Annotated in this window: 20 protein-coding genes and 3 pseudogenes; 12 read left to right on the top strand and 11 right to left on the bottom strand. The window is 39.6% G+C overall.

Annotation, left to right across the window (positions count from 1 at the left end; all coding sequences use genetic code 11):
* Positions 1-7 precede the first annotated feature (7 nt).
* Positions 8-457 carry a hypothetical protein gene (locus V7K21_RS01680; RefSeq protein ID WP_335171099.1) on the top strand — a complete coding sequence of 150 codons (450 nt, stop codon included), beginning with the start codon at positions 8-10 and terminating at the stop codon, positions 455-457.
* A 130-nt stretch (positions 458-587) separates the two neighbouring features.
* Here the strand turns inward: V7K21_RS01680 and V7K21_RS01675 are convergent, their stop codons facing one another.
* Positions 588-1,361, bottom strand: a complete 774-nt coding sequence (locus tag V7K21_RS01675; protein WP_335171098.1) for an MlaE family lipid ABC transporter permease subunit — start codon at positions 1,359-1,361, stop codon at positions 588-590.
* A gap of 625 nt (positions 1,362-1,986) precedes the next feature.
* Between V7K21_RS01675 and V7K21_RS01670 the strand changes: the two genes are divergently transcribed.
* Positions 1,987-2,562 carry a TIGR04376 family protein gene (locus V7K21_RS01670; RefSeq protein ID WP_335171097.1) on the top strand — a complete coding sequence of 192 codons (576 nt, stop codon included), beginning with the start codon at positions 1,987-1,989 and terminating at the stop codon, positions 2,560-2,562.
* 568 nt (positions 2,563-3,130) lie between these two features.
* Positions 3,131-3,691, top strand: a complete 561-nt coding sequence (locus V7K21_RS01665) for a nitrate transporter (RefSeq protein WP_335171096.1) — start codon at positions 3,131-3,133, stop codon at positions 3,689-3,691.
* A 33-nt stretch (positions 3,692-3,724) separates the two neighbouring features.
* Here V7K21_RS01665 and V7K21_RS01660 read toward each other — a convergent pair whose 3' ends face one another.
* The 8 genes from V7K21_RS01660 to V7K21_RS01625 all read right to left on the bottom strand — a co-directional run bounded on the left by V7K21_RS01660 (position 3,725) and on the right by V7K21_RS01625 (position 9,291).
* On the bottom strand, positions 3,725-3,871 hold the full coding sequence (locus V7K21_RS01660) for a hypothetical protein (protein WP_335171095.1): 147 nt from the start codon (positions 3,869-3,871) through the stop codon (positions 3,725-3,727).
* A gap of 63 nt (positions 3,872-3,934) precedes the next feature.
* The gene (locus tag V7K21_RS01655) at positions 3,935-4,084 is read right to left on the bottom strand and encodes a hypothetical protein (protein WP_335171094.1); all 150 of its coding nucleotides are present in this window, start codon (positions 4,082-4,084) and stop codon (positions 3,935-3,937) included.
* Between the two features lie 117 nt (positions 4,085-4,201).
* Positions 4,202-4,885: a response regulator transcription factor gene (locus V7K21_RS01650; protein WP_335171093.1), complete on the bottom strand. Its 684-nt coding sequence runs from the start codon at positions 4,883-4,885 to the stop codon at positions 4,202-4,204.
* On the bottom strand, positions 4,882-5,124 hold the full coding sequence (locus V7K21_RS01645; RefSeq protein WP_335171092.1) for an ATP-binding protein: 243 nt from the start codon (positions 5,122-5,124) through the stop codon (positions 4,882-4,884). The genes V7K21_RS01650 and V7K21_RS01645 overlap by 4 nt, the downstream gene beginning before the upstream one ends.
* Positions 5,109-5,297: an ATP-binding protein gene (locus V7K21_RS01640; RefSeq protein WP_335171091.1), complete on the bottom strand. Its 189-nt coding sequence runs from the start codon at positions 5,295-5,297 to the stop codon at positions 5,109-5,111. Before V7K21_RS01640 ends, V7K21_RS01645 begins: the two co-directional genes overlap by 16 nt.
* Before the next feature lie 61 nt (positions 5,298-5,358).
* Positions 5,359-6,792 carry a sensor histidine kinase gene (locus V7K21_RS01635; RefSeq protein WP_335171090.1) on the bottom strand — a complete coding sequence of 478 codons (1,434 nt, stop codon included), beginning with the start codon at positions 6,790-6,792 and terminating at the stop codon, positions 5,359-5,361.
* Between the two features lie 1,133 nt (positions 6,793-7,925).
* Entirely contained in the window at positions 7,926-8,279 is a 354-nt protein-coding gene (locus tag V7K21_RS01630; protein WP_335171089.1) for a class I SAM-dependent methyltransferase, read from the bottom strand.
* 427 nt (positions 8,280-8,706) lie between these two features.
* Positions 8,707-9,291 (bottom strand): hypothetical protein, encoded by a 585-nt coding sequence (locus V7K21_RS01625; protein ID WP_335171088.1) that lies wholly within the window; start codon positions 9,289-9,291, stop codon positions 8,707-8,709.
* Between the two features lie 1,128 nt (positions 9,292-10,419).
* Here V7K21_RS01625 and ribA point away from each other — a divergent pair.
* From ribA to V7K21_RS01590, 8 genes and pseudogenes are all read left to right on the top strand, one after another.
* Positions 10,420-10,984, top strand: a pseudogene (gene ribA, locus V7K21_RS30550) (GTP cyclohydrolase II); the annotation flags it as partial.
* Positions 10,985-11,079: 95 nt separating this feature from the next.
* Positions 11,080-12,099, top strand: a complete 1,020-nt coding sequence (locus V7K21_RS30545) for a RibD family protein (protein ID WP_442948840.1) — start codon at positions 11,080-11,082, stop codon at positions 12,097-12,099.
* A 93-nt stretch (positions 12,100-12,192) separates the two neighbouring features.
* On the top strand, positions 12,193-13,173 hold the full coding sequence (locus tag V7K21_RS01615; protein ID WP_335171086.1) for a zinc-dependent alcohol dehydrogenase: 981 nt from the start codon (positions 12,193-12,195) through the stop codon (positions 13,171-13,173).
* 5 nt (positions 13,174-13,178) lie between these two features.
* Positions 13,179-13,556: a 6-pyruvoyl trahydropterin synthase family protein gene (locus V7K21_RS01610; protein WP_335171085.1), complete on the top strand. Its 378-nt coding sequence runs from the start codon at positions 13,179-13,181 to the stop codon at positions 13,554-13,556.
* 7 nt (positions 13,557-13,563) lie between these two features.
* Positions 13,564-14,610: a glycosyltransferase family 4 protein gene (locus V7K21_RS01605; RefSeq protein ID WP_335171084.1), complete on the top strand. Its 1,047-nt coding sequence runs from the start codon at positions 13,564-13,566 to the stop codon at positions 14,608-14,610.
* Positions 14,611-14,673: 63 nt separating this feature from the next.
* Complete coding sequence (locus V7K21_RS01600; RefSeq protein WP_335171083.1) at positions 14,674-15,444, top strand: FkbM family methyltransferase; 771 nt, start codon at positions 14,674-14,676, stop codon at positions 15,442-15,444.
* Positions 15,441-16,316, top strand: coding sequence for a class I SAM-dependent methyltransferase (locus V7K21_RS01595; protein WP_335171082.1), 876 nt, complete (start codon positions 15,441-15,443; stop codon positions 16,314-16,316). Before V7K21_RS01600 ends, V7K21_RS01595 begins: the two co-directional genes overlap by 4 nt.
* Positions 16,317-16,508: 192 nt before the next feature.
* Positions 16,509-16,823 (top strand): annotated as a pseudogene (locus tag V7K21_RS01590) (helix-turn-helix domain-containing protein); the annotation flags it as partial.
* A 341-nt stretch (positions 16,824-17,164) separates the two neighbouring features.
* Here the strand turns inward: V7K21_RS01590 and ftsH are convergent.
* On the bottom strand, positions 17,165-19,054 hold the full coding sequence (ftsH, locus tag V7K21_RS01585) for an ATP-dependent zinc metalloprotease FtsH (RefSeq protein ID WP_335171081.1): 1,890 nt from the start codon (positions 19,052-19,054) through the stop codon (positions 17,165-17,167).
* 371 nt (positions 19,055-19,425) lie between these two features.
* Here ftsH and V7K21_RS01580 point away from each other — a divergent pair, with 371 nt between their 5' ends.
* Positions 19,426-19,971 carry an NADPH-dependent FMN reductase gene (locus V7K21_RS01580; protein WP_335171080.1) on the top strand — a complete coding sequence of 182 codons (546 nt, stop codon included), beginning with the start codon at positions 19,426-19,428 and terminating at the stop codon, positions 19,969-19,971.
* 94 nt (positions 19,972-20,065) lie between these two features.
* On the opposite strand, the pseudogene V7K21_RS01575 reads toward V7K21_RS01580, so the two are convergent.
* Positions 20,066-20,797: pseudogene (locus tag V7K21_RS01575) on the bottom strand (IS630 family transposase); the annotation flags it as partial.
* Positions 20,798-20,890 lie beyond the last annotated feature (93 nt).

Here is a 20,890-nt window from a genome sequence, read left to right as displayed (position 1 = left end):
CCAACCCATGTCAATTTTGAAAAGAGTTCCTTGGGTGTCCCTGGCGTTAGTACTGCTTAGTTACAGTACTTTGGGCTGGGTAATATCTGAAACACATGCTCCTCTGTTTGTGTGGCTGGTAACTGTAGTTGCTATCTTGCTTTTAATAGTAACGTTGACTGCTCCTTGGCCGAAAATGACATATTACTATAGTATTTTGCTTAAATCAAATACTAGGTCTTTCAGCATTGCCGTCTTAGCAGCTTTCTTGTTTTTTATTATGATTGCCTGGTTTTGGGTATTTCTTGATACCTTACTCATAATTTCAGCAACTATATTAGTCAGGATAGACTTTCAAAAAGCTGGTCTTAGAGAAGGGCTAGCCTTTTCAGCTGCGTCTATCTTTTCATTGGGAGGTTTAGCTTTGGGTGCGCTAACCTACAAGTTAATATATTCTCAAATTTCACTAACGTTATGAAGTATACCCAAAAAAGCTAGGCTTTTTGGTGTCGCTTCCAAATCGATATTGCTTACCTAAAGAATTCTTTTTAGTTGAGATTCCCAACTTTTTTAATAAGTTGGGAATCTTGTTCAATACTTGCTTGGGTTCAAAATGTAGGCTGTTCAAACAGCAGTAGAGAGAGGAAAAAATCCATGATAAAAATTGACACCCAACTAGTAACAACTGCTTTTGTTGCAGATTCTCCTACTTCTTTGGCTCCTCCTTTAGTAGTTAAACCCCAACTACAGCCAATGACAGCAACCAATACACCAAAAATAAACCCTTTTAGTAAAATAATAAACAAATCTGACGGTTCTAAAAAATTTCTGACTGATTCTAAAAATGTTTCTGGAATAATTTTGTAAAACTGTGATGCGGCAAAAACTCCGCCGATGATGCCTGTAACTAAAGCCAAAATCGTCATCAAAGGCACCATTAAACTACAAGCAATTACTCTAGGAAGTACTAGATAATCAATTGGATCAGTTTTGAGTATATAAAGTGCATCAATTTGCTCTGTGACTTGCATTGCACCTATCTCTGCTGCAAAAGCAGAACCGACTTGTCCCGCCATAATACTAGCGGTCAAAATTGGAGCCAATTCTCTACAAAAAGCTAAGGCAAAAGCACCTCCCACAGCATCGACAGCCCCAAATCGTACTAATTCCCTCGTTATTTGAATAGTAAAAATCATTCCTGCAAAACAGCTGACAAGGAGAACTGGAGAGATAGAATTTGGCCCAGCAGTTACCATATGTTGCAGAATCTTGCGGTAGTACGTTTTTCCTTGGAGTAAATGTAGCCACACTTGACCGAAAAGCAGTACTGCCGCAAAACAGCGTATAATCCCACATTGCTCAAAATTTGTTTTTAGTCGCAATTTTATCGCCCTTAAAACTGACTTTTTTTGGACATATGTTACATCAATTCTCCAAAATCAGACTACAGATACAAATGGTGGAAACCCAGCCAGATGTAATCTGACTTTCTCAATTACGTAGACGCACAAAGTGCGGCTTCCTGTAGAATATTACGAATTGGTATTAGGGTATGGTACATGAACAGATGTGCTGGATGTTTACCCTGAAAGTAGAGGAGGTGTTTGGGCATGGTTTAACTTCTACCAATTCTCTATGAAGATGCATAGAATAAAACCTCATCGAATAGAGCTTTAAGTATAAAATCATAACTTGTTCAAGAAGAGATTAACTCTGAAGATATTTGGGAGCATCCCAATGCAAAGATTTACCAAAATCGTTACAAGTCATTGTGAATGAAGCGTACTTTTCTCTACAAGACGCTCCGCGAACGGAGAACCCGCAGGGTAATTGCTCTCAAATTCAGCCGCAGTAACGATATTGAGTTCTCTAGCATTGAGCCAAGCTGCTCACGTTGCTGTCTGATCCCACATCCTTGATGACGGTAACTATTAAAATTTAGATTCCGCGCATGAGAATAATTACTACAATAAAATAGTCACGCACCTAATCTCTGGAGTTCTAGCAGTGGGCTTATTTGATGATTTGAGTCGGTTTTTAGAAAACCGTTTAGAAGAATTCTTGCGTAACAATCCACATTTGGAGTTAGAGGCGCTGCTAGAACAGCTGCGTGAGCAAGAGGAAGACACATTAAAGCTGATTGCAGATTTACAATTACAAGAGAAGCGATCGCAAGAAGAAATTCTGTCCACCGCTCAAGAAATTCAGCGTTGGCATATCCGTGTTCAAAAAGCCAAAAACGCTGCCAGAGAGGATTTGGCAGCTGCGGCGGGTGAGCGAGAAGCAGCCCTGTTGCGCGAAGGAAATCAGCGCTGGGGACATATGCAAGGGCTGAAAGAACGCATTAACCAATCTCAGGAACTACTGCAAAAAATTCAGCAGCGGCGACAGGAGGTGCAAGCTAAAGCAACCGAAGCACAGACAGCCTATACTAAAGCGCAAACTCACCAGCGTTTGGAAACCAATGGCTGGTCAAATCAAACTAGCAGTTATTCTGGTGGGTTTGATGACTTAGAAGATAAGTTTCGTCGCTGGGAAACTCAGGATGAGTTAGACCAAATCAAGCGGAATCTAGGGAAATAATCGCAAAGGCTAAACTGGAAAGGATGAAAACTAAATAATAAATTTCATCCTTTATACTTCTGATTATATTTATTATCTGTATTATTAATAACAAGTTTTGCCAGTTATTTGCTATTAAAAATTTTACATGTTCACACTTAGCTCAATCATCAAGCAAGTCAAATCTGGAAATTGTATTTAATTTACTAATCAGGATTTTTTTTTCTGATAAGGTTTAGTAAAGCAAACTTTTACCTTTTCTGTGTACTACTACTATCACATCGTAAAAACACCTAATTTTTTTGAGTAACAGCCAAGGAGGATTTAGGAAATCTTGTCGTCATACTAATTCTATATAAGGTTGTGCTTTATTCACGTAGGGGCAATATCCTGCCTTAAGCCGCTTTGCGTCTACATTAATTGACCCTACAGAGTGTTGTTTTGTGTAAGTCTTCTAGGCGCATCTTCATACATAATTGGTATGAGAAAAGAGGAAGTACAATTAAAATCACTTTTCTATTCGCTATTTTGTGTTGTTGCCGCAGTATTTCCCAAATGTTTGCCATAAAAACTGAGGCAGAAAAATAATATGTTTTTAGACATTTTAGCTAGCCTGCAACGGTTATTTGTGGGTTATATTCCAGCCGTTGTATTGGGTAGTTTTATCGGGTATTTAATCGGCATCAATAGCATGATTTATCAGCTATTTAGGCTGATATTTCAGATACCACATAGTATCCCTCCTATAGCCTTATTACCTCTTGCCTTAATAGCACTTCCAGAGAAAGAATCAGCTGCTATTATAGTAGTTTTTCTGGGAACTCTCTGGACGATGATTATTAATACGGCAATAGGTATGCAACATTTTCATAGACAGAACAATAACTTTCGAGTAGCTATATTTCATATATTTCATGCCTTGAAAGTTAGCATTTGGGTAGCCTGGTTTATAGTTATTGCTACAGAAATGTTAACAGGCCCAAAAGGACTTGGCTTTAGCCTCTGGGATGCTTATAAAGCTGGCAATGCCGATTACATAATCCAGGTGATCCTCTACATCGGTATCATTGGCTTTTTACTGGATCAGTTACTAGATTTTGCAGCTTATATTCTTTCACAAATGGTTTCAGATGGGAAAAAATCTTCCTAAATTTTATTAGGCTTGTGGATTGTACCCTGCCAGCTAATAGTTTGTTTGCTTTGCAGAACGTATTCCCAAAGAACGAGTTGCCACAACTTCAATATCAATGTTGACACGAAAGCGTAAAGTTTCGTCATGAATTTTGAGCTTGCCTAAAGCTAGAGTAAAACAGTTGTAGTCACGAGTCACAAGTTCGTTGGGAATATCCCTTTCATATTCAGTTTTGTAACCAGAAAAAGCGTATAAGTTATCCTATGCGCGGTATTTCATGCGAAACTGAGTATTAATAGCATCAGACTTTGCTGCCAAATCGACTATTTTTAAGTTGAGGTTTTGTCCTGCATTGGCAAACTCTGCCACAGCTAACCGGGTGACATCTTTCTTAGGAATAGCCTGTTTCAACAGTAAATATGGTCAAGTTAGCCTCACTTTTGGTGTTAACCTCAACCCATAATTCCTATTTTTTACTTATGATCCTCTTTTGTCTTTAATATGTTGCTTTTTGTGGAAATCATTAAGTCATTGCGATTGTTCGCGTAGTGTATAACCTACGCCACGGACTGTATGAATCAAACGCTTTTCATTCTTTTCTTCCAACTTGAGTCGTAAATAACGAATATAAACCTCAATAATATTAGAATCACCCATGAAGTCATAACCCCAAACCTTCTCTAAAATTTGGTCTCTAGTAAACACCTGACGGGGATGTGAGAGGAGATATTCTAATAAGTCAAACTCTTTTGCTGTTAACTCAACGCTTCGTTTCACCCGAAAAACTTCACGGGTGCGGCGATTTAAGCTTAAATCTTCAAATTGCAACAAATCCTCCTCTGTTTCTTGTGTGCGGCGGAGATGGGCGCGAATTCTAGCTAGTAGTTCTTCAATGCTGAAAGGCTTAACTACATAATCATCGGCTCCCGCATCTAAACCTGCGACGCGATCGCTCACTTCATCTTTTGCTGTCAACAAAATCACTGGTATTGTACTGCCTGTTGCTCGCAAACGGCGGCAAATTTCCAAACCTGTCAGCCCTGGTAGCATCCAATCCAGAATCGCTAAATCTGGCGATGAGTCTCGCGCCAGGGTTAAACCAGCAATACCATCATGGGCTACACTTACCTGATATCCTTCGCTACAAAGTTCTAATTCTACAAATCGCGCCAGTTTGACTTCATCTTCCACTAAAAGGATATGTGCTGTCATATTTTTGCTCTTAAAGCAGGTAATGTGAGAATAAAAGTGCTACCACCAGGCTCTGAAAGGATGGCAACTTTGCCTCCCATACCTTCGGCTAGGTGTTTCACAATAGATAAACCTAAGCCTGGTTTGCCAGTCGCACGAGTGCAGGAAGGGTCAACTTGGTACAAGGGTTCAATAAATGCGGAACTGCTGCGACAAGGGAATGCCATCACCCTTGTCGCTAACTTTAATTGATTGTCCAACCACTAGGCTGAGTGAGTTGCAAGGTAACTAGATCACCCACATGCGAGTGTTTAACTGCATTACTAATTAAATGGCTTAATAGCTGTATGAGTTGATTCCACTCTGCCTTTATTCTCACAGGAAACGGAACAACTTCCAAATTGATTGCCCGATGCTTAAATTTATCTGTCATCTGCACTATGTCTGCAACCAAAACATTTAATACTGCAAGACTTAAGAATTTCTCTACCAAGTCAGATGGAACTCTTATATGTAGGTAAGCTGATTGTAAATATACTCCCTTCCCCTAACTTTGATTGCACACTTACACTACCCCCCATACCTTCTACAAGTGTCTTGACAATAGATAAACCCAAACCACAACCCCCAGTAGTATGAGAGCGGGATTCATCTACGCGGTAAAATCTTTCAAATATCCGTGCTTGCTGTTGCAAAGGAATACCATAACCTCTGTCACAAACTTGAATAATCGCCTTTTCTTGAAGTTGATTCAATTTTAAAATTATGGATGTATCAGTTTCAGAATACTTAACAGCATTATCAGTCAAATTTAATAATACTTGTTTCAGACGACTGTAGTCTGCTTTTATCTCAATTGGATAAACTTTTGACTCGATTGTAATTATGCGATCGCTATAAATTTCTGCCATCATGATAACTTCTTCAACCAAGTCATTCAAGACATAAGATTTCATTTGAAAATATAAGTAACCACTATCTGCTCGTGCTAAATCAAGTAAATCTTGTAGTAGGCGGATAGTGCGATCAGCTTCCGATGCAGCAGTTTCTAAAGCTTCTTGTTGGGTTTGGGTTAAGTTATTCTGCCTTCGCAAAACGCTTTGCAAATAACCATGTACAATTGTCAAGGGTGTACGTAATTCGTGAGAAACGTTACTCACAAATTCTCGCTCTTGCTCCCATGATTGGGAAAGACGCGATAACAGCATAGTTAAAGTTTGAGCTAATTCTTTAACTTCACTGGGTGCATTATCAAGATATAGCTGCGCTTGTCCTAAATCTTCAGCGGAAATCACAGAAGCCATTTGATTTAGCTGGCGCAGAGGTTGCAGAGAACGCTTAATATAAAATGCGATCGCAGCAGTTAAAACAATAATTGCCAAAACACTAGTAATACCTAAACTCTGCACCATTACTACAAACATTCTCTGTTCGCGGGTAATATCTTTGACTACAAATAACTCACCGAGCAACTTACCCTGCACTTGCACAGAACTACCACATAAAACAAAGTAGCTTTGGTTTACTTTGTAAACTTGTGGTTTAATCGGCATCTTAGTCAGGGACATTAAATCAGCTAGCGTGGTATCAGATAACAAATCTAAAGTTGTAGATTTTACTAAAATTTTATTATCAGGACTTTTTAGCCATAATAATGTGTTGGTATTTGTCAAATTATTAATAGCCTTTTGCAATCCAGTTTCAGGTTGCATCATTTCACTATAAATTTGTACATCTTGTGGCAAGCGCTTGGCGATTTGCTCTATATTATACTTATCACTATCAACTAAAATTTGCTGCATTTTCCAATTAGTCCATGTAGCGAGGCTACCTAATATCAAAGCTGAAAATGCTGCAATACCAAGCGTGAGGCGTGACTGTAAGGAAAATGGGTCTATATTTATCCAACCTTTTATGATTTGCTTCACTGTTCTGGTTGCTTTTTAGGTGTTTAAGAAGGCTTAAGCAATAAAATCAGACTGCTAAATGTAAAGTTACTTTCAACCGCTACATCTTTAGTTATAGCTGATTTTAACTTACCTCTGTTGTATACCTACAGTGAAGAAGGCAGCGATTCCAAAAAGAGTGCTAAATATTTTTATTTCATCGCTCTCTCAATTATAAAAATTTTTCTCTAATAAGAATATAAATGCATTTACTAGTAATTAAATTAATTTATGCTGAGAATTACCTTAAAATTTATAATTCTATCAGCCTTAACTTTATACTCTTGTTTGAAGGCAGGGCTGAAAGTTAATCTTGCTCTTTAATAGAGATAGTATATTTTAGTGGATAATCGCAGTCTTTAATTTATTTGTCTGTTTTAATTCAATATCCTTTGTCTTAGTGATATTTATCCCTAGAAGATTTTCTCAACCCACGCCAGTCGCTCATGGGGAACCAGTCCATTGGGGAGATTCCCACCGTTGAAAGAATGCCACAAATTGGTTTCCATTTCGCCAGTTTGATTCATAGCATCCGCAATCTAAAGGAAATGCTCAAAGAACTTACTAGCTATGTCTTTGTAAACAGGATTAGTCTTTGCTAATTCTAGAGCGATGCTTAAATATTGTATATTTCTACTTCAATATTCATATAAGTGAGTGATTGAGTGATGTTTTAAAAATATCAATATTAATTAAACCATCCTATTTTAGGGTAAAGACTAAACCGTAACCATCCCAAAATATCTTACCTAGACTATAAAATAAATACGGTATACCTCCACAAGGTAAAACTTGAGATTTATTTAATAAATAGCCTTCTGTTTCCGCGTAAGTTGTGATTTCTTTTTCTGAAGGATTTTTAAACCAGATAAGATCAGATTCTAATAGACTTTAAATTCTCAAAACAAGATTATTCAAATTATTGGGATTGTGATGGATAATAATCAGTTTGCCATTTTATTTTAAAAGGATTTTTAGAGATTTAAGCGCTTTAAGTATATTTTTAAAATAACATACGACTCCGTTCATTATAATGATATCAGATTGGTCTTCTCCAAGTTTAGATTTATAATCATCATTCTCCAAATCTATTTGAATCCATTCATATTTACCCTTTAAGTGTAGTGATTTTTTCGAGATATATCAATCATTTCTTCAGTTATATCAACACCTACACCTTCTACACTATAAAGATTTTCCAAAGCTTCTACAATATCTCTTAAATACAGACCGTTGCTACATCCAGCATCTAATATTTTTAAATTAAAGTTTTTTTGTTGTGTTTTTTTATAGAATTCGTGGATAGTATTTAATAACCACTGCCTTTTAATTTTATAATGATAAGTTAAATTTTCATTATCCCATTTATCTGAGTAATAAGCAAAACTTTTACAGATTTTCTCTTCGTAGTCTGTATCGGCAATCTGCGATTTATAATTATATTTGTCTTGAGGTGATGGTGATGTCATACCTATAACATTTATGTGATTATAATTATGCAAAAATAAAACTTAAATTCTAGTGTTAAAAGGGTGTTGAACTAGTTTTTAGATAATTTTATTACATTCGTCTGGTTAAAATGGTGTAAGATGTTAGGACTTACGCAAATAATGTTTCTCTCTAAACAGTTGTATCAAACTTACATCTATGTAGTCAAGAAAATAGATGTAGGATAATGCAATTCCCAAAATGTTTAGCGTATTTATAGCTTCGTGCTTGTGAAAAAGTATTTCATATTTAACTGTTTGCCAACTTTCAAAAACTTTTCCTCCGATTTTATAATAAAACTTTTGGGTATAAATAAAAAGGTTTTTACAAATTTCCAAGACTTAAGCAAAACAATTCAGTTTTGTAGTAAATTATTTACTTGCTCACCCTCAGATGAAACTGTTGCTACTATGGGATTCCCTTTGAAGGTTGATGATTCTCCGCGATTGCGAAGTCCATTGGGTCGCTTTGTGCAGGACGAATGTGGGTAAGTACATCGTCAGCGTGTTCGGTTGCCGATACATTGAAACCATGATAATGAAAATTAGTATCTTGTGGAGCGCTTCCAGTCCATTGACCAGTCAAATTACTGTTCAGCTTCAGCTTGATAGTATCACCAGGCGATACCCGTAAGACTGGTGGCATGTATGTGCCTGGTTTATCGTCCTCAGTCTTGTAGAGAGCAAGCCTCTGGTTGTTTGAGTCTGTCTGGAAAATCCCTGTCTTCCCGTCGTATGTTGCTTGATAGCTGCTCTTGAAAGTTACGTCTTTGAGGGTGAAAGACTCTGGATTGATAACATTTAAGGTTGCGTTTAATACATGATTGCTGTCACTGTCTATGTAATCCAGACCCAGATGTTTTTGGAAGTCTGTCGGCTGATTAGTATTGGGACAATTTCGCGGCTGTGAGGGGGCCTCGCGTAGCTGTGCGGCACTTGGTCTTGGTTTACGGAGTTGCGCTTCTTGCTGTCGCGCTTGCTCTCGATATTGCAAAGGAGTATTCCTCAAGTCGAAAGCTATTACTTTTGCTGGAAACGTGCTTATAGAGCTAAAATCGTGAGCAGCAGCTTATACAGAAACTGAGATAAACGTTTCATAACCATGAGTGAGTTAAATCTTTACAAAAGTGAGATTACAAGCCCCTAGATTTATCTATGGGGATATTTTAAATTCTGCGTTCTTCAAATGGGATTGTTATCAAAATGAAGAGTTCACGCTGTGTGCAACTTTTTCTCAAACCTAACCCCCAACCCCAACGCTACAAGGGTTGGGGAGCAAGAATCAAAGCCTCTCAGAAGTGAGAGAGAGGAATGGAAGCGGGGTTTTAAGAATAAGTTGCACATCGCGTGAGTTCACTATTCAAACATTATTAAGTTACGGTCAAATACCCTGGTGTGTCTCTCTCATTTATCTAACAAGTTACATCATATCTACATCTTGTGCATATATGACAACCTGTCATATGAATAAATATGACAGATAAAATTTGATAATTTATATACAAATCATGAGATAATATCTAAAATTTGGTCATGAAAAAATCTCGTTAATCTTTTTGGTTATCTATGGAATATGGTATTCTCACAGCAGGAGGATCTCTGTCTGGTAGCGGAAGCTTTTGGGGCAAAGAAAATAGATCAAGCTAGGTGGATTGCTTGTCAGTAATTATGGCAAGTAGATGTTCCGTCTTTAGAGGATGTTTTAAAAGTCCAAGAAGGTATAAATTTTACGTTCTGACTGGGTTAAATCCGACAAGAAATCAAGATTTTAGCCAGATGCTGAGATCCTATGCAGTGTTAACAATAAGAGCAAAAGATACTTTTAAAACATCTTCTTAGCCGTAATGCTTCTAATTTTGTATTGAGGTTCTATTCTGCTATTATCAGCAGTGACTTGAATTGCGGATTTTGAGCTATTAATTGCTAACAAGATTGCTAGTAGTAAGGATGCAAAAGAGGGGGTTGTGTTGTCAGAAATGAGTGGAATGGTAAATTAAGAAGTTGATGTGCTGCTCAATGCAATGTAGCGCTCCAGCTAGTTAATCTAAACACCAAAATATTGTCATAAATTATGAGCGACCTAAAACCAATTCCCGAAAGTACATTTGCAGAAACTGTAGCGATCGCCAAATTACCCAGCAAATTTGGTCATTTCAAAATTTATGGCTACCGTAATACTCTGGACAACTCAGAAAACGTTGCGATCGTCAAGGGTGAACCGACAAAGTTCGACAACTCGGTAATGGTAAGAATACACTCAGAATGCCTAACGGGGGATGCCTTGGGTTCTCTGCGCTGTGATTGTGGAATGCAGTTGCAAATAGCACTGAGGATGATTGATAAAGCAGGTCAAGGGGTGATAATTTATTTGGCGCAAGAGGGAAGAGGTATTGGTCTATTGAATAAGGTGAAAGCCTATTCTTTGCAAGATTTGGGATTGGATACAGTCGAAGCAAATGAACGTCTGGGATTCTCTGCTGACCTCCGTGACTATAGCATGGCGGCGCAAATACTTAAGGATTTAGGGGTAAATCAAATTCGCTTGATTACTAATAATCCTCGCAAAATTGCTCGTTTACAAAACTACGGTATTGAGGTAGTCGAACGTATTCCTTTAGTAATTGAACCCAATGACTACAATTTAAATTATTTGACGACAAAGGCAAAGAAGCTGGGGCATCTTCTAAAAGTAAAACACCGACAATCTCTAGCAATAAATGCATTGAAAATTGATGAATATTTAGAAGATATTTGGCCAGCATTGCTAAAATGCAAAGAGGTCATGAAAAATGAACCTCCCCAACTTAATGAATATTGGGCTTTTTTTGGGAATGCAAAAAGTCCGTGGAGTTTCCAAAAACTTTCTAGCGAAAAGATACCGCATATTTCAGAAAGTGATTTCTTGATTATCATCGATTTTCCAAATGATTTTTGTCAAAATTTGAATTTTGCAAATCAACTATTTTCTCAAGTACAATCTGCCATCGTATTCAAAAGCGGCTCCCCTTTTAAAAGCGATATCGTGCAAGATGCCCAATGTTTTAAAGGAATGTGGAGCAGCAATGGATGGCAAACTTTTTCCTTATATATAAGGCTCTTAGTTGCTCAAAGAGAAGCTTACCTAGAAAAGCGTCCCTTTCTGATGGCTCACTTGGCACAATCTCTTGACGGCAAAATTGCAGCAGTCAATGGAAACTCTCAGTGGCTCAGTAACGAGGCTAACTTGAAACATGCCCATCGTCTGCGTGCCCTTCATGATGCCGTCATGGTAGGAGCAGTAACAGCAACACTCGATAACCCTAAGTTAACGGTTCGTTTAGTACCTGGCAAGCATCCAACTCCTGTGATTATAGAAGGTCAAAACGATTTGAGGGTTGATGATTTGCAGATGATGGCGCTTCATGAAAGAGTGATTGTATTATCTCCTCAAGAAAAGCAGGGTCGAGTACTACCACAAGCAGCTAAAGAAAAAATTTTGGAGCTTCCGATCTCTTCAACAAAAGATTCTCAAGAAAGACCCGTTTTAGCTCCCTCGGAAATTTTAAAGGTTTTATATGAAAATGGCATTTCTAGTATTTTTTTGGAAGGTGGAGGACAAACCGTATCCTATTTTTTACAAGCTAATTGCATAGAGCTACTGCATCTCCATTTTTCTCCTTTGATTTTGGGTTCTGGACGGTCGAGTTTTACCCTTCCAGTTATAAACTCGATCGACGAAGGACTCCGCTTTAAAATGAAACACTTCGATCTCGATGGAGAAATTCTGGTGGAATTACTCCAAGATAAGCAGTCACGCATTTAATTTGCTCGTTGAGGCTGATCAGGAAGTCGGAGAGATGAATTGTTTGTGCTCTTGCTTAAGACTACGCAATTAAAATGTACAACAGCTTTAAAGATGTCTACAAATTCTCCAGCTTATGCCTACTGGTTAGTCTCTCCTAGCCTTGGTGAAATTAGAGAAACCTCAGTCACGCTGTCCCTTAAAGATCCTCTATTTTTGGACACGCTTTACAGTGGCATTAGTCCGGGTACAGAGCGGCTGGTAGGTCTAGCAAAAGTCCCCCAAGAGTGCTGGGAAACGATGCGCTGTTGGTATATGGAAGGCAGTTTTGCCTTGCCTTTAAAGTACGGTTACAGTCTTGTTGGTCAAGCTGATGAAGCTTCCAACCAGGGGAAACGCTTTTTTGTCATGCATCCCCACCAATCAAGAGTCGTCGTCGAGAGTTCTGATGCTTTAGAGTTGCCAGATTGGTTACCTAGCAAACGGGCGACTTTAATTCCCAACACGGAAACAGCCTTGAATGCGGTCTGGGATGCCGAAGTTAGTCAGGGCGATCGCATCCTAATTGTTGGTGCAGGTATTATAGGTATTCTGATTAGCTTTGTCCTCAGCAAAGAGTATGGTATTGGAGCAGACTTTTTAGAACAAGATAAGCAGCGAATTCAATACTTAGAACAACTACCCTGGTTGCAAAATTCCCGTTTAACAACCGACTACAAAGAAGGCGATTACAATATCGTTTTTCATACCAGTGCTTCTTCTTCTGGACTTCAAAGTGCAATGAATGCTCTGGCTTTTGAAGGTCGCTGTATCGAACTAAGTTGGTACGGAACACAATCAGTTTCCTTGCAATTAGGGGGTTCCTTTCATTACCAACGCAAACAAATTATCGCTTCTCAAGTTTCTGCGATCGCTAAACCCATGCGAAAGCTAATTGACTATCGCCAGCGCAAAGAACGGGTTTTAAGCTTGCTTACAGATGCAGCCGTAGATATTCTCTTGGAACCTGTGATTTCTTTTAGAGACTTGCCACAATTTATGTCACAGTTATATCAGCGTCAAGTGCATCCAGTTTCGCCATTAATTGAGTATTAAAAATCATGTTTTCTGTTGCAGTAAAAGACCACTTTATGATTGCCCATAGCTTCCAAGGGGAAATTTTTGGCCCCGCTCAAAAGCTGCACGGAGCAACCTATATAGTCTCGGCTGAATTCAAAGTACCTCAGTTGGATAAAGATGGCTTAGTAATTGATATCGGTCAAGCGATCGTAATTCTCAAAGAAGTTCTAGAACCGTTAAATTATCAAAACTTGGATACTCTTGAACAATTTAAGGGGGTAAATACAACGACGGAATACATGGGTTATTATATCCATCAGCAAATTAGCAAACAGGTCAGTTCTTTTTTCAAAGGCTCTCTCAAAATTACTCTGGAGGAAAGTCATATCGCTTGGGGAAGCTATGAAGCTGAGGTATGAACTGAATATGATCTATTTTATTCAGCCTAAACTAAGTTTCACATCAGGAGGCTCGCTCTACAATTTAGAAATTGTCAAGCGCTTGCAAGAGGAAGGCAAAGGAGAGAATTTTTTTTATCCCTTAAATGGCTCTGTTTCTGGGCTTTTTGAACATTTGAGTGCTTTGCCTTCTAATTGTATCCTTGTAATTGACGCACTCTACTTGACAATTACTGAGTTCAATGCTTCCTTAAAGGAATTTCTTCCCTATGCTCAACGGACTTACCTCATGCTCCACCATCTTGAGTCATTGAATACCTACTACTCAACTCAGGAAAAAAAAGCGCTCTGGAGTGATGAAGCGCAGTGGTTAAAAGCTATGAAGGGTATTATCGTTCCTAGTTTCCAACTGCGGAACTATATCTTAAATGGTGGCATAGAAACAGATAAAATCGTGGTAGCATCACCAGGTATCGATAAGGCTCAAGCTTGCCATTTACCTAATCTCAAAGACCGCTCGGAAAATGAGCAGATAACTCTAATTACCATAGGAACCTTCTATCGACGCAAAGGCCAACTTGAATTAGTGGAAATGTTAGCCCAGATGAAAATAAAGAATTTTAGGCTGCATTTGGTTGGTGATTGCGAAGAAGAAGCCTACAAAGACAAGACTCTGGCGTTAATCAAGCGTGCGCGATTGGAAGATGCCGTCATTGTCCATGGCCGTGTTCCTCAGAAGACTATGTTGGAGCTGTTGTCCCAGTCCGATCTTTATATCTCCCCATCTACCTATGAGAGTTATTCTATGGCCACTGCTGAAGCAGTTGCTCACGGACTACCAGTATTAGCTTATGCAACTGGAGCAATTGGTGACTGGATTGAGGATGGAGTCAATGGGATAGTGATTGAGCTAGGTAAGCCGGAACAATTTTTCATGGCACTCAAAAGGTTGCTTACAGATCCTAATGAACTTAATCAGTTACGGAAAGAAGCTTTTAATCGTGCTGTGAACCTATCCTTTAACGATTGGAATCAAACTTATAGAGATTTTTTACAAGTATTTACAAATAACTAGTTACTAAAAATCCTAATATTTGCTCAATGACTAGAACTACTAAATCATTAGGAAACAATTAATATGTCCTCTTTCTGGCAGCAGGTAGGGATTGTTCGCTCATTATTAATGTACTACGGTATTCCCTTTCGCATCCGTCAGTTGTCACACTTTTATTCACTGTTTGTCCAGCCAGGCGATCTTTGTTTTGACATCGGTGCCCATGTTGGCAATCATCTTCTTGCCTTGTCTCGTCTTGGTGCCCACGTTGTCGGCATCGAGCCCCAACCTCAGTGTATGCAACTGTTGAAACGCTGGTACGGTGATCATTCCCAGATTACCCTTGTTGAACAGGCTGTTGGTGTAGTTTCTGGGACGCAAGACTTATTGGTGAGCCGACGTACCCCAACTGTAACCACCCTCTCCCGTGATTGGATGCAAGCTGTTCAACAGGTTGACTCTTTCGCTCATGTGCGCTGGGATACAACCGTGTCTGTTTCAGTAACAACCCTTGATAGCCTCATCACTCAGTATGGTAAGCCCGCTTTTTGCAAGATTGACGTAGAGGGTAACGAACTCGAAGTTTTGCGTGGCTTGTCGCAACCTATTCGTGCTCTTTCGTTTGAATACACTCCAAGTGCAATAAACATTGCTCTGGCCTGCATTGAACAATTGAACCATTTGGGACCTTATGAGTTCAACTGGAAACCGGCAAAGTTCGGCGAATCGTATCGATTGCAGTCCGCTAACTGGCTTAATTGTGGCGAAATGATCACTCAACTCAAAAGCCTACCTGTGAATGTAAACTCCGGTGATGTCTATGCACGTTCTCTGCTTACTCTCGATACCCTATGACTAAAAACTATAAATTAGCCCAATGGCTGGAATTACGCATCCCCTATGATGCCAAGGGGCGTGACTCAATTATGGAAGCTAGCTGCCAACAATACCTGAAAAAGCGCAAAAGCCTTAAAATCGTTGATTTAGGAGCAGGTACGGGAGCTAACTGTCGCTATTACCTTAGTAAAATTTCCCAGGATCAGGAGTGGTTTTTGGTCGAACAAAATCACGAACTTTTGGAAATCGCCTTTGATAGGTTAATCGTTTGGGCGCAGAAAAATGGATATGAGTCACAATTGCAAAACTCCAGATTGGTCTTGACAAATCAAGTTCATAAAATTACCATCCACAGAATTGTCGGCTCTATTTTGGATCTGGAAAATCTGATAGACTTAAATACTTTCGATTTAGCTGTCGCCAATGCAGTGTTCGATTTGTTTAGCGAAAAGCAGTTTCAGACACTACTCGAATGTTTAAAAAAGTACCAATTGCCGATGCTAGCTACTATTAACTATACTGGCATGAATTTTATTCCTCAAACCGATAACGATTCGGACTTTATTAAATACTACCATCACCATATGCAGCGCCATCAAGACTTCGGCAGGGGGATGGGCCCTGAGTGCGGTTCCTTTATGTGGGAAGCAATGAAGGGTATTGGGATGAAGGTATTACAAGGAGAAAGTCCGTGGGAAATCAGTAACAGCGATCCTGTCTTTCTTGAGTTCATTTTAGGGTTTATGGAAGAATCGATTCCAGAAATTATTGAAGAAGCAACTTTACAGCATGAGTTAAATACCTGGTTGCTTGAAAAAGAACAGATGATTGCTCAAAAAAAGCTTAGTTGTAGCGTCGCGCATCAAGATTTTTGGGGTTACTGGGAGTAGCTAACGAAACTCACGAATTTCTGAAAAACCAGCTTGTTAAGATCGTTGGAGATGAAGATTATCATATAGACTTCTATAACCTTATTAAAAGGGCAAGGGATGAAAATGTGATTTTCAATAAAGACAGGTCTGACCCAACAATTAGACCCATATCAATCCTTTACCAATAAGTACAGAGAGTGCTGAATGTGGATGCGATCGCTATCAGAGTTGATCGAAAATAGCCAAGACAAGCGAGAAGTTCAACGGGCGATCACAGTCAGGATGCTACTAGAAGGATATACTCATGTTGCTATCCAATCGATATTGGATGTTTCATCAGGATTTATAAGTAAGTGGAAAAAGGCATTTTTCACTTCAGGAGTAGAGGGCTTAAAGCTCAGATACAAGGGAAGTCAGGGATTTTTGAATCCACAATAGCGCTGTTGTGTAATTGAATGGCTCAAAACCAAAGATAGGTGGAATTTGAGCGAACTAGAGTCCGAGATAGCATCTTCGTATGCAATCGCCAAAGCCGTTAGGACAGTTTGCGGGAAACGCGTCTTCAACAGCGTACTTTGTGATTTTATTGCTGTCCTAAGCTTCCTGTTCGTTGTTATAACTTTCTGATTTTTGTGCAAAAAGATTCCCAACTTTTTAAATAAGTCGGGAATCTGAGCTTTTAGATTTTCACTAGTACACCACGGCGTAAATCCAGCTAGCTAACAAGGGGCAATTATTCGTTGGGTACATGGTTGGGCGATTCCCAAACAAATTGCGATTGGACAAAATCCCTTGTTAAAGGTAGGCAAACTGACGCCACACTGTACTAATATGAAGTTGATAGATTATTGACTTTTGCCTATTCTCTAATGAGGTACAGCCAATTTTGCATCGGCTACCTGAGCATTATCGGCAACAATTTTGCGGAATAAATCACCTTCAATAGTCTCCTGTTCTGCTAACAAATCTACTAAACGCTCCAAAACTATGCGGTTGAGTTGCAACAGTTCTTTTGATCTGATGTAGCAATTGTTAACAATTTCGCGCACCTGTGAATCAATTTTGGCAGCAATTTCCTCAGAATAGTCTGATTTATTCATCCAATCGCGTCCCAAAAATACCTCTGCACTCTGATTTTCTAAGGACAATGGGCCTAATTCTGACATCCCGAACCGTGTCACCATCTGCCGGGCCATAGTTGTCACATGTTGCAGGTCATTCCCTGCACCTGTGGTCACTTCTGGCTTCCCAAAAACAATTTCCTCGGCGGCGCGACCACCTAAAGTAGCTGTTATTCGGGCTTTGAGTTGGGAACGGGAAATCAACCCCTGTTCTTCGTTGGGAGTAAACCAAGTTAATCCCAGTGCTTGTCCCCGTGGAATGAGTGTAACTTTCTGTACAGGATCATGGTCTTTGAGCAATGTGCCCACTAAAGCATGTCCAACTTCATGATAAGCAATAAGGCGCTTGCTCTTGCTGTCTACCAAGGCGGTACCTTCCATACCGGCAACAACTCTATCCACAGCAGCATCAATTTCTAAAAGGGTGACAGCTTCTTTCCGCCTCCTAGCAGTGAGAATGGCAGCTTCGTTGAGTAAGTTGGCTAAATCTGCGCCAGTAAAACCAGGAGTGCGGCGAGCGATCGCTTCTAATGATACGCTGGGATCAATTTTTTTATTCCGCGCGTGGACTTTCAAAATATCCAGTCGTCCTTTGAGATCCGGTGCATCCACCATCACTTGTCTGTCAAAGCGTCCTGGTCTGAGCAGCGCTGCATCTAGAACATCGGGACGGTTAGTGGCAGCAATAATAATGATGCCTGTGTTACCTTCAAAACCATCCATTTCAGTGAGTAGTTGGTTGAGGGTTTGTTCTCGTTCATCGTTACCACCACCAATTCCAGCACCCCGTTGTCTACCTACTGCGTCAATTTCATCGATAAATATTAGACATGGGGCATTATCTTTGGCTTTTTTGAAGAGGTCACGCACACGGGATGCACCCACACCGACGAACATTTCCACGAATTCTGAACCGGAAATGCTAAAGAATGGTACACCTGCTTCACCTGCGATCGCTTTTGCTAGTAAAGTTTTACCTGTACCAGGGGGGCCAATTAACAGCACTCCTTTGGGAATACGTGCGCCTACAGCGGTAAATCTTTCTGGCTGTTTGAGGAAAGTAACAACTTCTTCCAGTTCTTCTTTTGCTTCTTCAACCCCAGCTACGTCTTCAAATTTCACTCCAGTTTTGGCCTCCATTTGGAAGCGAGCTCTGGACTTGCCGAAATTCATCGCTTGGCTAGAAGCATTAGTAGAGCGCCGGAGGAACAATAGCATTAAAGCCAGCAGTGGCAAAATCCACATGAGATTAATCAACAGTCCAACAGCAGCTCGACTCTTAGCAGAGGAAACTTCGCCAAAATCAACATTCTTATCTTTGAGTATGTTAATTAACTCTGTGTTTTGTGCCAAAAGTGCCACCTGTTGCGGTGGCGTATTCTCCTTTTGCCCCTTTAGATAAACCCTTGCTAACTGTTCGGTTTCGTCAATCTCTACTTTTTCAACTTGTCCCGCCTTCGCTTTCTTGAGCAAATCACCATAATTTAGAGAGGTGCTCTCAGCTTTCTGTGCCAAAACGGGAGTACTCACAAAAATTCCTGGCAACATAATCAAACTAGCTGCGAGCGCACCAACCCAAGCAACACGTTTTGAAGACTGCCTTTTTACCAATGCTTTTTTTCCCAAATTTGTCATAATAATTACCCTTTGTCTCCTGGCACAAGTTGAGCGCTGGTTTTATGCCTATTCTTCTAGCAAAAATTGTAATAACTGGAAATTACACTTTTCTTATCTAGTCTAACTTCCATACAAAACCATTCCCAAGTTTCTTTCGGCTATTGCATGAAGTTGAGCAACCTGGATAATTATTCTAGCTCCTGACTCCTGACCAAAGAGGCAGGGGAGCAGGGAGGAGGGGGAGAAAAATTCTGAAATTCCGCTAGCTTTAAGGATTTCATTTTAATTTGACATATTCCGACACAAATCGCTAAAATAAGCATAGTCATAACGATTCCGCATTAAAAAAATCTGTTAATAGTAGCTAGTTAATAGTTTGTAGGTTAATTATGGTTAAAATTGTTGGCATTGGCGGTAGTTTAAGACCCAACTCCTATACCCAGCTTGCTTTAGAAGTAGCAGTGCAAAGGGTTGAAGCTGTGGGTGCAGAGGTAGAAATTCTCGATTTACGGCAGTTGCAGCTACCGTTTTGTACTGGTGCAAAGGAGTATCCAGAGTATCCAGATGTTCAGCGGTTGCAAGATACAGTCAGTCGCGCAGATGGATTAATTTTAGCGACACCTGAGTATCATGGTGGGGTAAGTGGTGTCCTGAAAAATGCCCTGGATTTGATGAGCTTTGAGCAACTGTCAGATAAAGTGACAGGACTAATTAGTGTCTTGGGTGGTCAGTCTAATAGTAATGCTTTAAATGAGCTCCGACTAATTATTCGTTGGGTACATGGTTGGGTGATTCCCGAACAAATTGCGATCGGACAAGCTTGGGGTGCTTTCAGTCCTGAAAACAAGCTAGTAGATGAGAAACTCTCTCAAAGATTTGATCAATTTGCTCAGAGTTTAGTTGATAATACTCGCAAGCTAAGGGGTGTAAATTAGTTGTAGGGTGGGCAAAGCTTTGCCCACCCTGGACTCAATAACGGTAATGGTGAATGAATTAAAGCTAGGTAGCATCACGTAAATAAATAGAGGACTAATATTTGATTTCTGAAAAAGCTCCGTACATTTGAAGAGTGTCAAAATCACTCGTTTGTGTGTCGGATAAACCACTCAAACATCCATTTTATATGAGAGAACGAAGAAATCAAAGCACAGAAACGCCGCACCCAGGTTTTATTGTAACCAAATATCTTCAATAGGATTTTGTGATGGGCAATTAGGAGCAAAGCGGACGCAATGAATTTTCCACTGCTCTTGAGACAAACCTTGGTTTATCTCGCCTAAAAAGTTTTGAATCAGATGTGAACGATGTTTTGAAGCACCATCCCAAAAAAGAAGCAATCTTTGGTTGGGGGACTGATCTAATAAATAATGTAGATAATCAATCGTATTTTCTGAGTTACCTGCATTATATGCTTTCAGTAGTAAGCCTCCCAGAAGATAGTCAACTGCCCCGTAGTACGTCTGTTTGTCGCGGACATTAACAACTATCACTGCTATTTCTTGGTCAGTTTTTCCCCAGACATATCCACTTAAATCTCCCCACATTAAATGACACTCATCAAGCAGTAATACTTTCAACTTTCCTGCTTCGATTTCCTCCCGATGCCTTGCCAATAGTGTTTCAATCTCTTTTTTTTTCCGCAACAGCGTCCTTATCAGCTTTTGGATTCAAAGAGGTAGTTTTCTGACAACTAATTCCTGCTGCATCAAATAAGTCATAATAGCTCCGTTTTGACTCATAAGTTACATCGTATTCAAAAGCCGTGCGATTCGCTGATTAGTAAAATCACGGTAATTAGTCCGTAAATAACTAATCCAGCCTGACAGCAGATTACTGTCACTAAAGGCTGAACTC

It is taken from the genome of Nostoc sp. (assembly GCF_036919595.1).
Taxonomy (GTDB): Bacteria; Cyanobacteriota; Cyanobacteriia; order Cyanobacteriales; family Nostocaceae; genus Nostoc.
The sequence above is the reverse complement of the archived record's forward strand: the minus strand, read 5'-3'. Positions and strand labels throughout refer to the sequence as shown.

Bases quoted from the DNA above. Each gene is read 5' to 3' on its own strand.
- V7K21_RS01605 (WP_335171084.1), top strand. From the start codon at position 13,564: ATGATCTATTTTATTCAGCCTAAACTAAGTTTCACATCAGGAGGCTCG.
- V7K21_RS01615 (WP_335171086.1), top strand. From the start codon at position 12,193: ATGTCTACAAATTCTCCAGCTTATGCCTACTGGTTAGTCTCTCCTAGC.
- V7K21_RS01610 (WP_335171085.1), top strand. From the start codon at position 13,179: ATGTTTTCTGTTGCAGTAAAAGACCACTTTATGATTGCCCATAGCTTC.
- ftsH (WP_335171081.1), bottom strand. From the start codon at position 19,054: ATGACAAATTTGGGAAAAAAAGCATTGGTAAAAAGGCAGTCTTCAAAA.
- V7K21_RS01600 (WP_335171083.1), top strand. From the start codon at position 14,674: ATGTCCTCTTTCTGGCAGCAGGTAGGGATTGTTCGCTCATTATTAATG.
- V7K21_RS01640 (WP_335171091.1), bottom strand. From the start codon at position 5,297: ATGACAGATAAATTTAAGCATCGGGCAATCAATTTGGAAGTTGTTCCG.
- V7K21_RS30545 (WP_442948840.1), top strand. From the start codon at position 11,080: ATGAAAAATGAACCTCCCCAACTTAATGAATATTGGGCTTTTTTTGGG.
- V7K21_RS01595 (WP_335171082.1), top strand. From the start codon at position 15,441: ATGACTAAAAACTATAAATTAGCCCAATGGCTGGAATTACGCATCCCC.
- V7K21_RS01680 (WP_335171099.1), top strand. From the start codon at position 8: ATGTCAATTTTGAAAAGAGTTCCTTGGGTGTCCCTGGCGTTAGTACTG.
- V7K21_RS01580 (WP_335171080.1), top strand. From the start codon at position 19,426: ATGGTTAAAATTGTTGGCATTGGCGGTAGTTTAAGACCCAACTCCTAT.
- V7K21_RS01650 (WP_335171093.1), bottom strand. From the start codon at position 4,885: ATGACAGCACATATCCTTTTAGTGGAAGATGAAGTCAAACTGGCGCGA.
- V7K21_RS01665 (WP_335171096.1), top strand. From the start codon at position 3,131: ATGTTTTTAGACATTTTAGCTAGCCTGCAACGGTTATTTGTGGGTTAT.
- V7K21_RS01630 (WP_335171089.1), bottom strand. From the start codon at position 8,279: ATGACATCACCATCACCTCAAGACAAATATAATTATAAATCGCAGATT.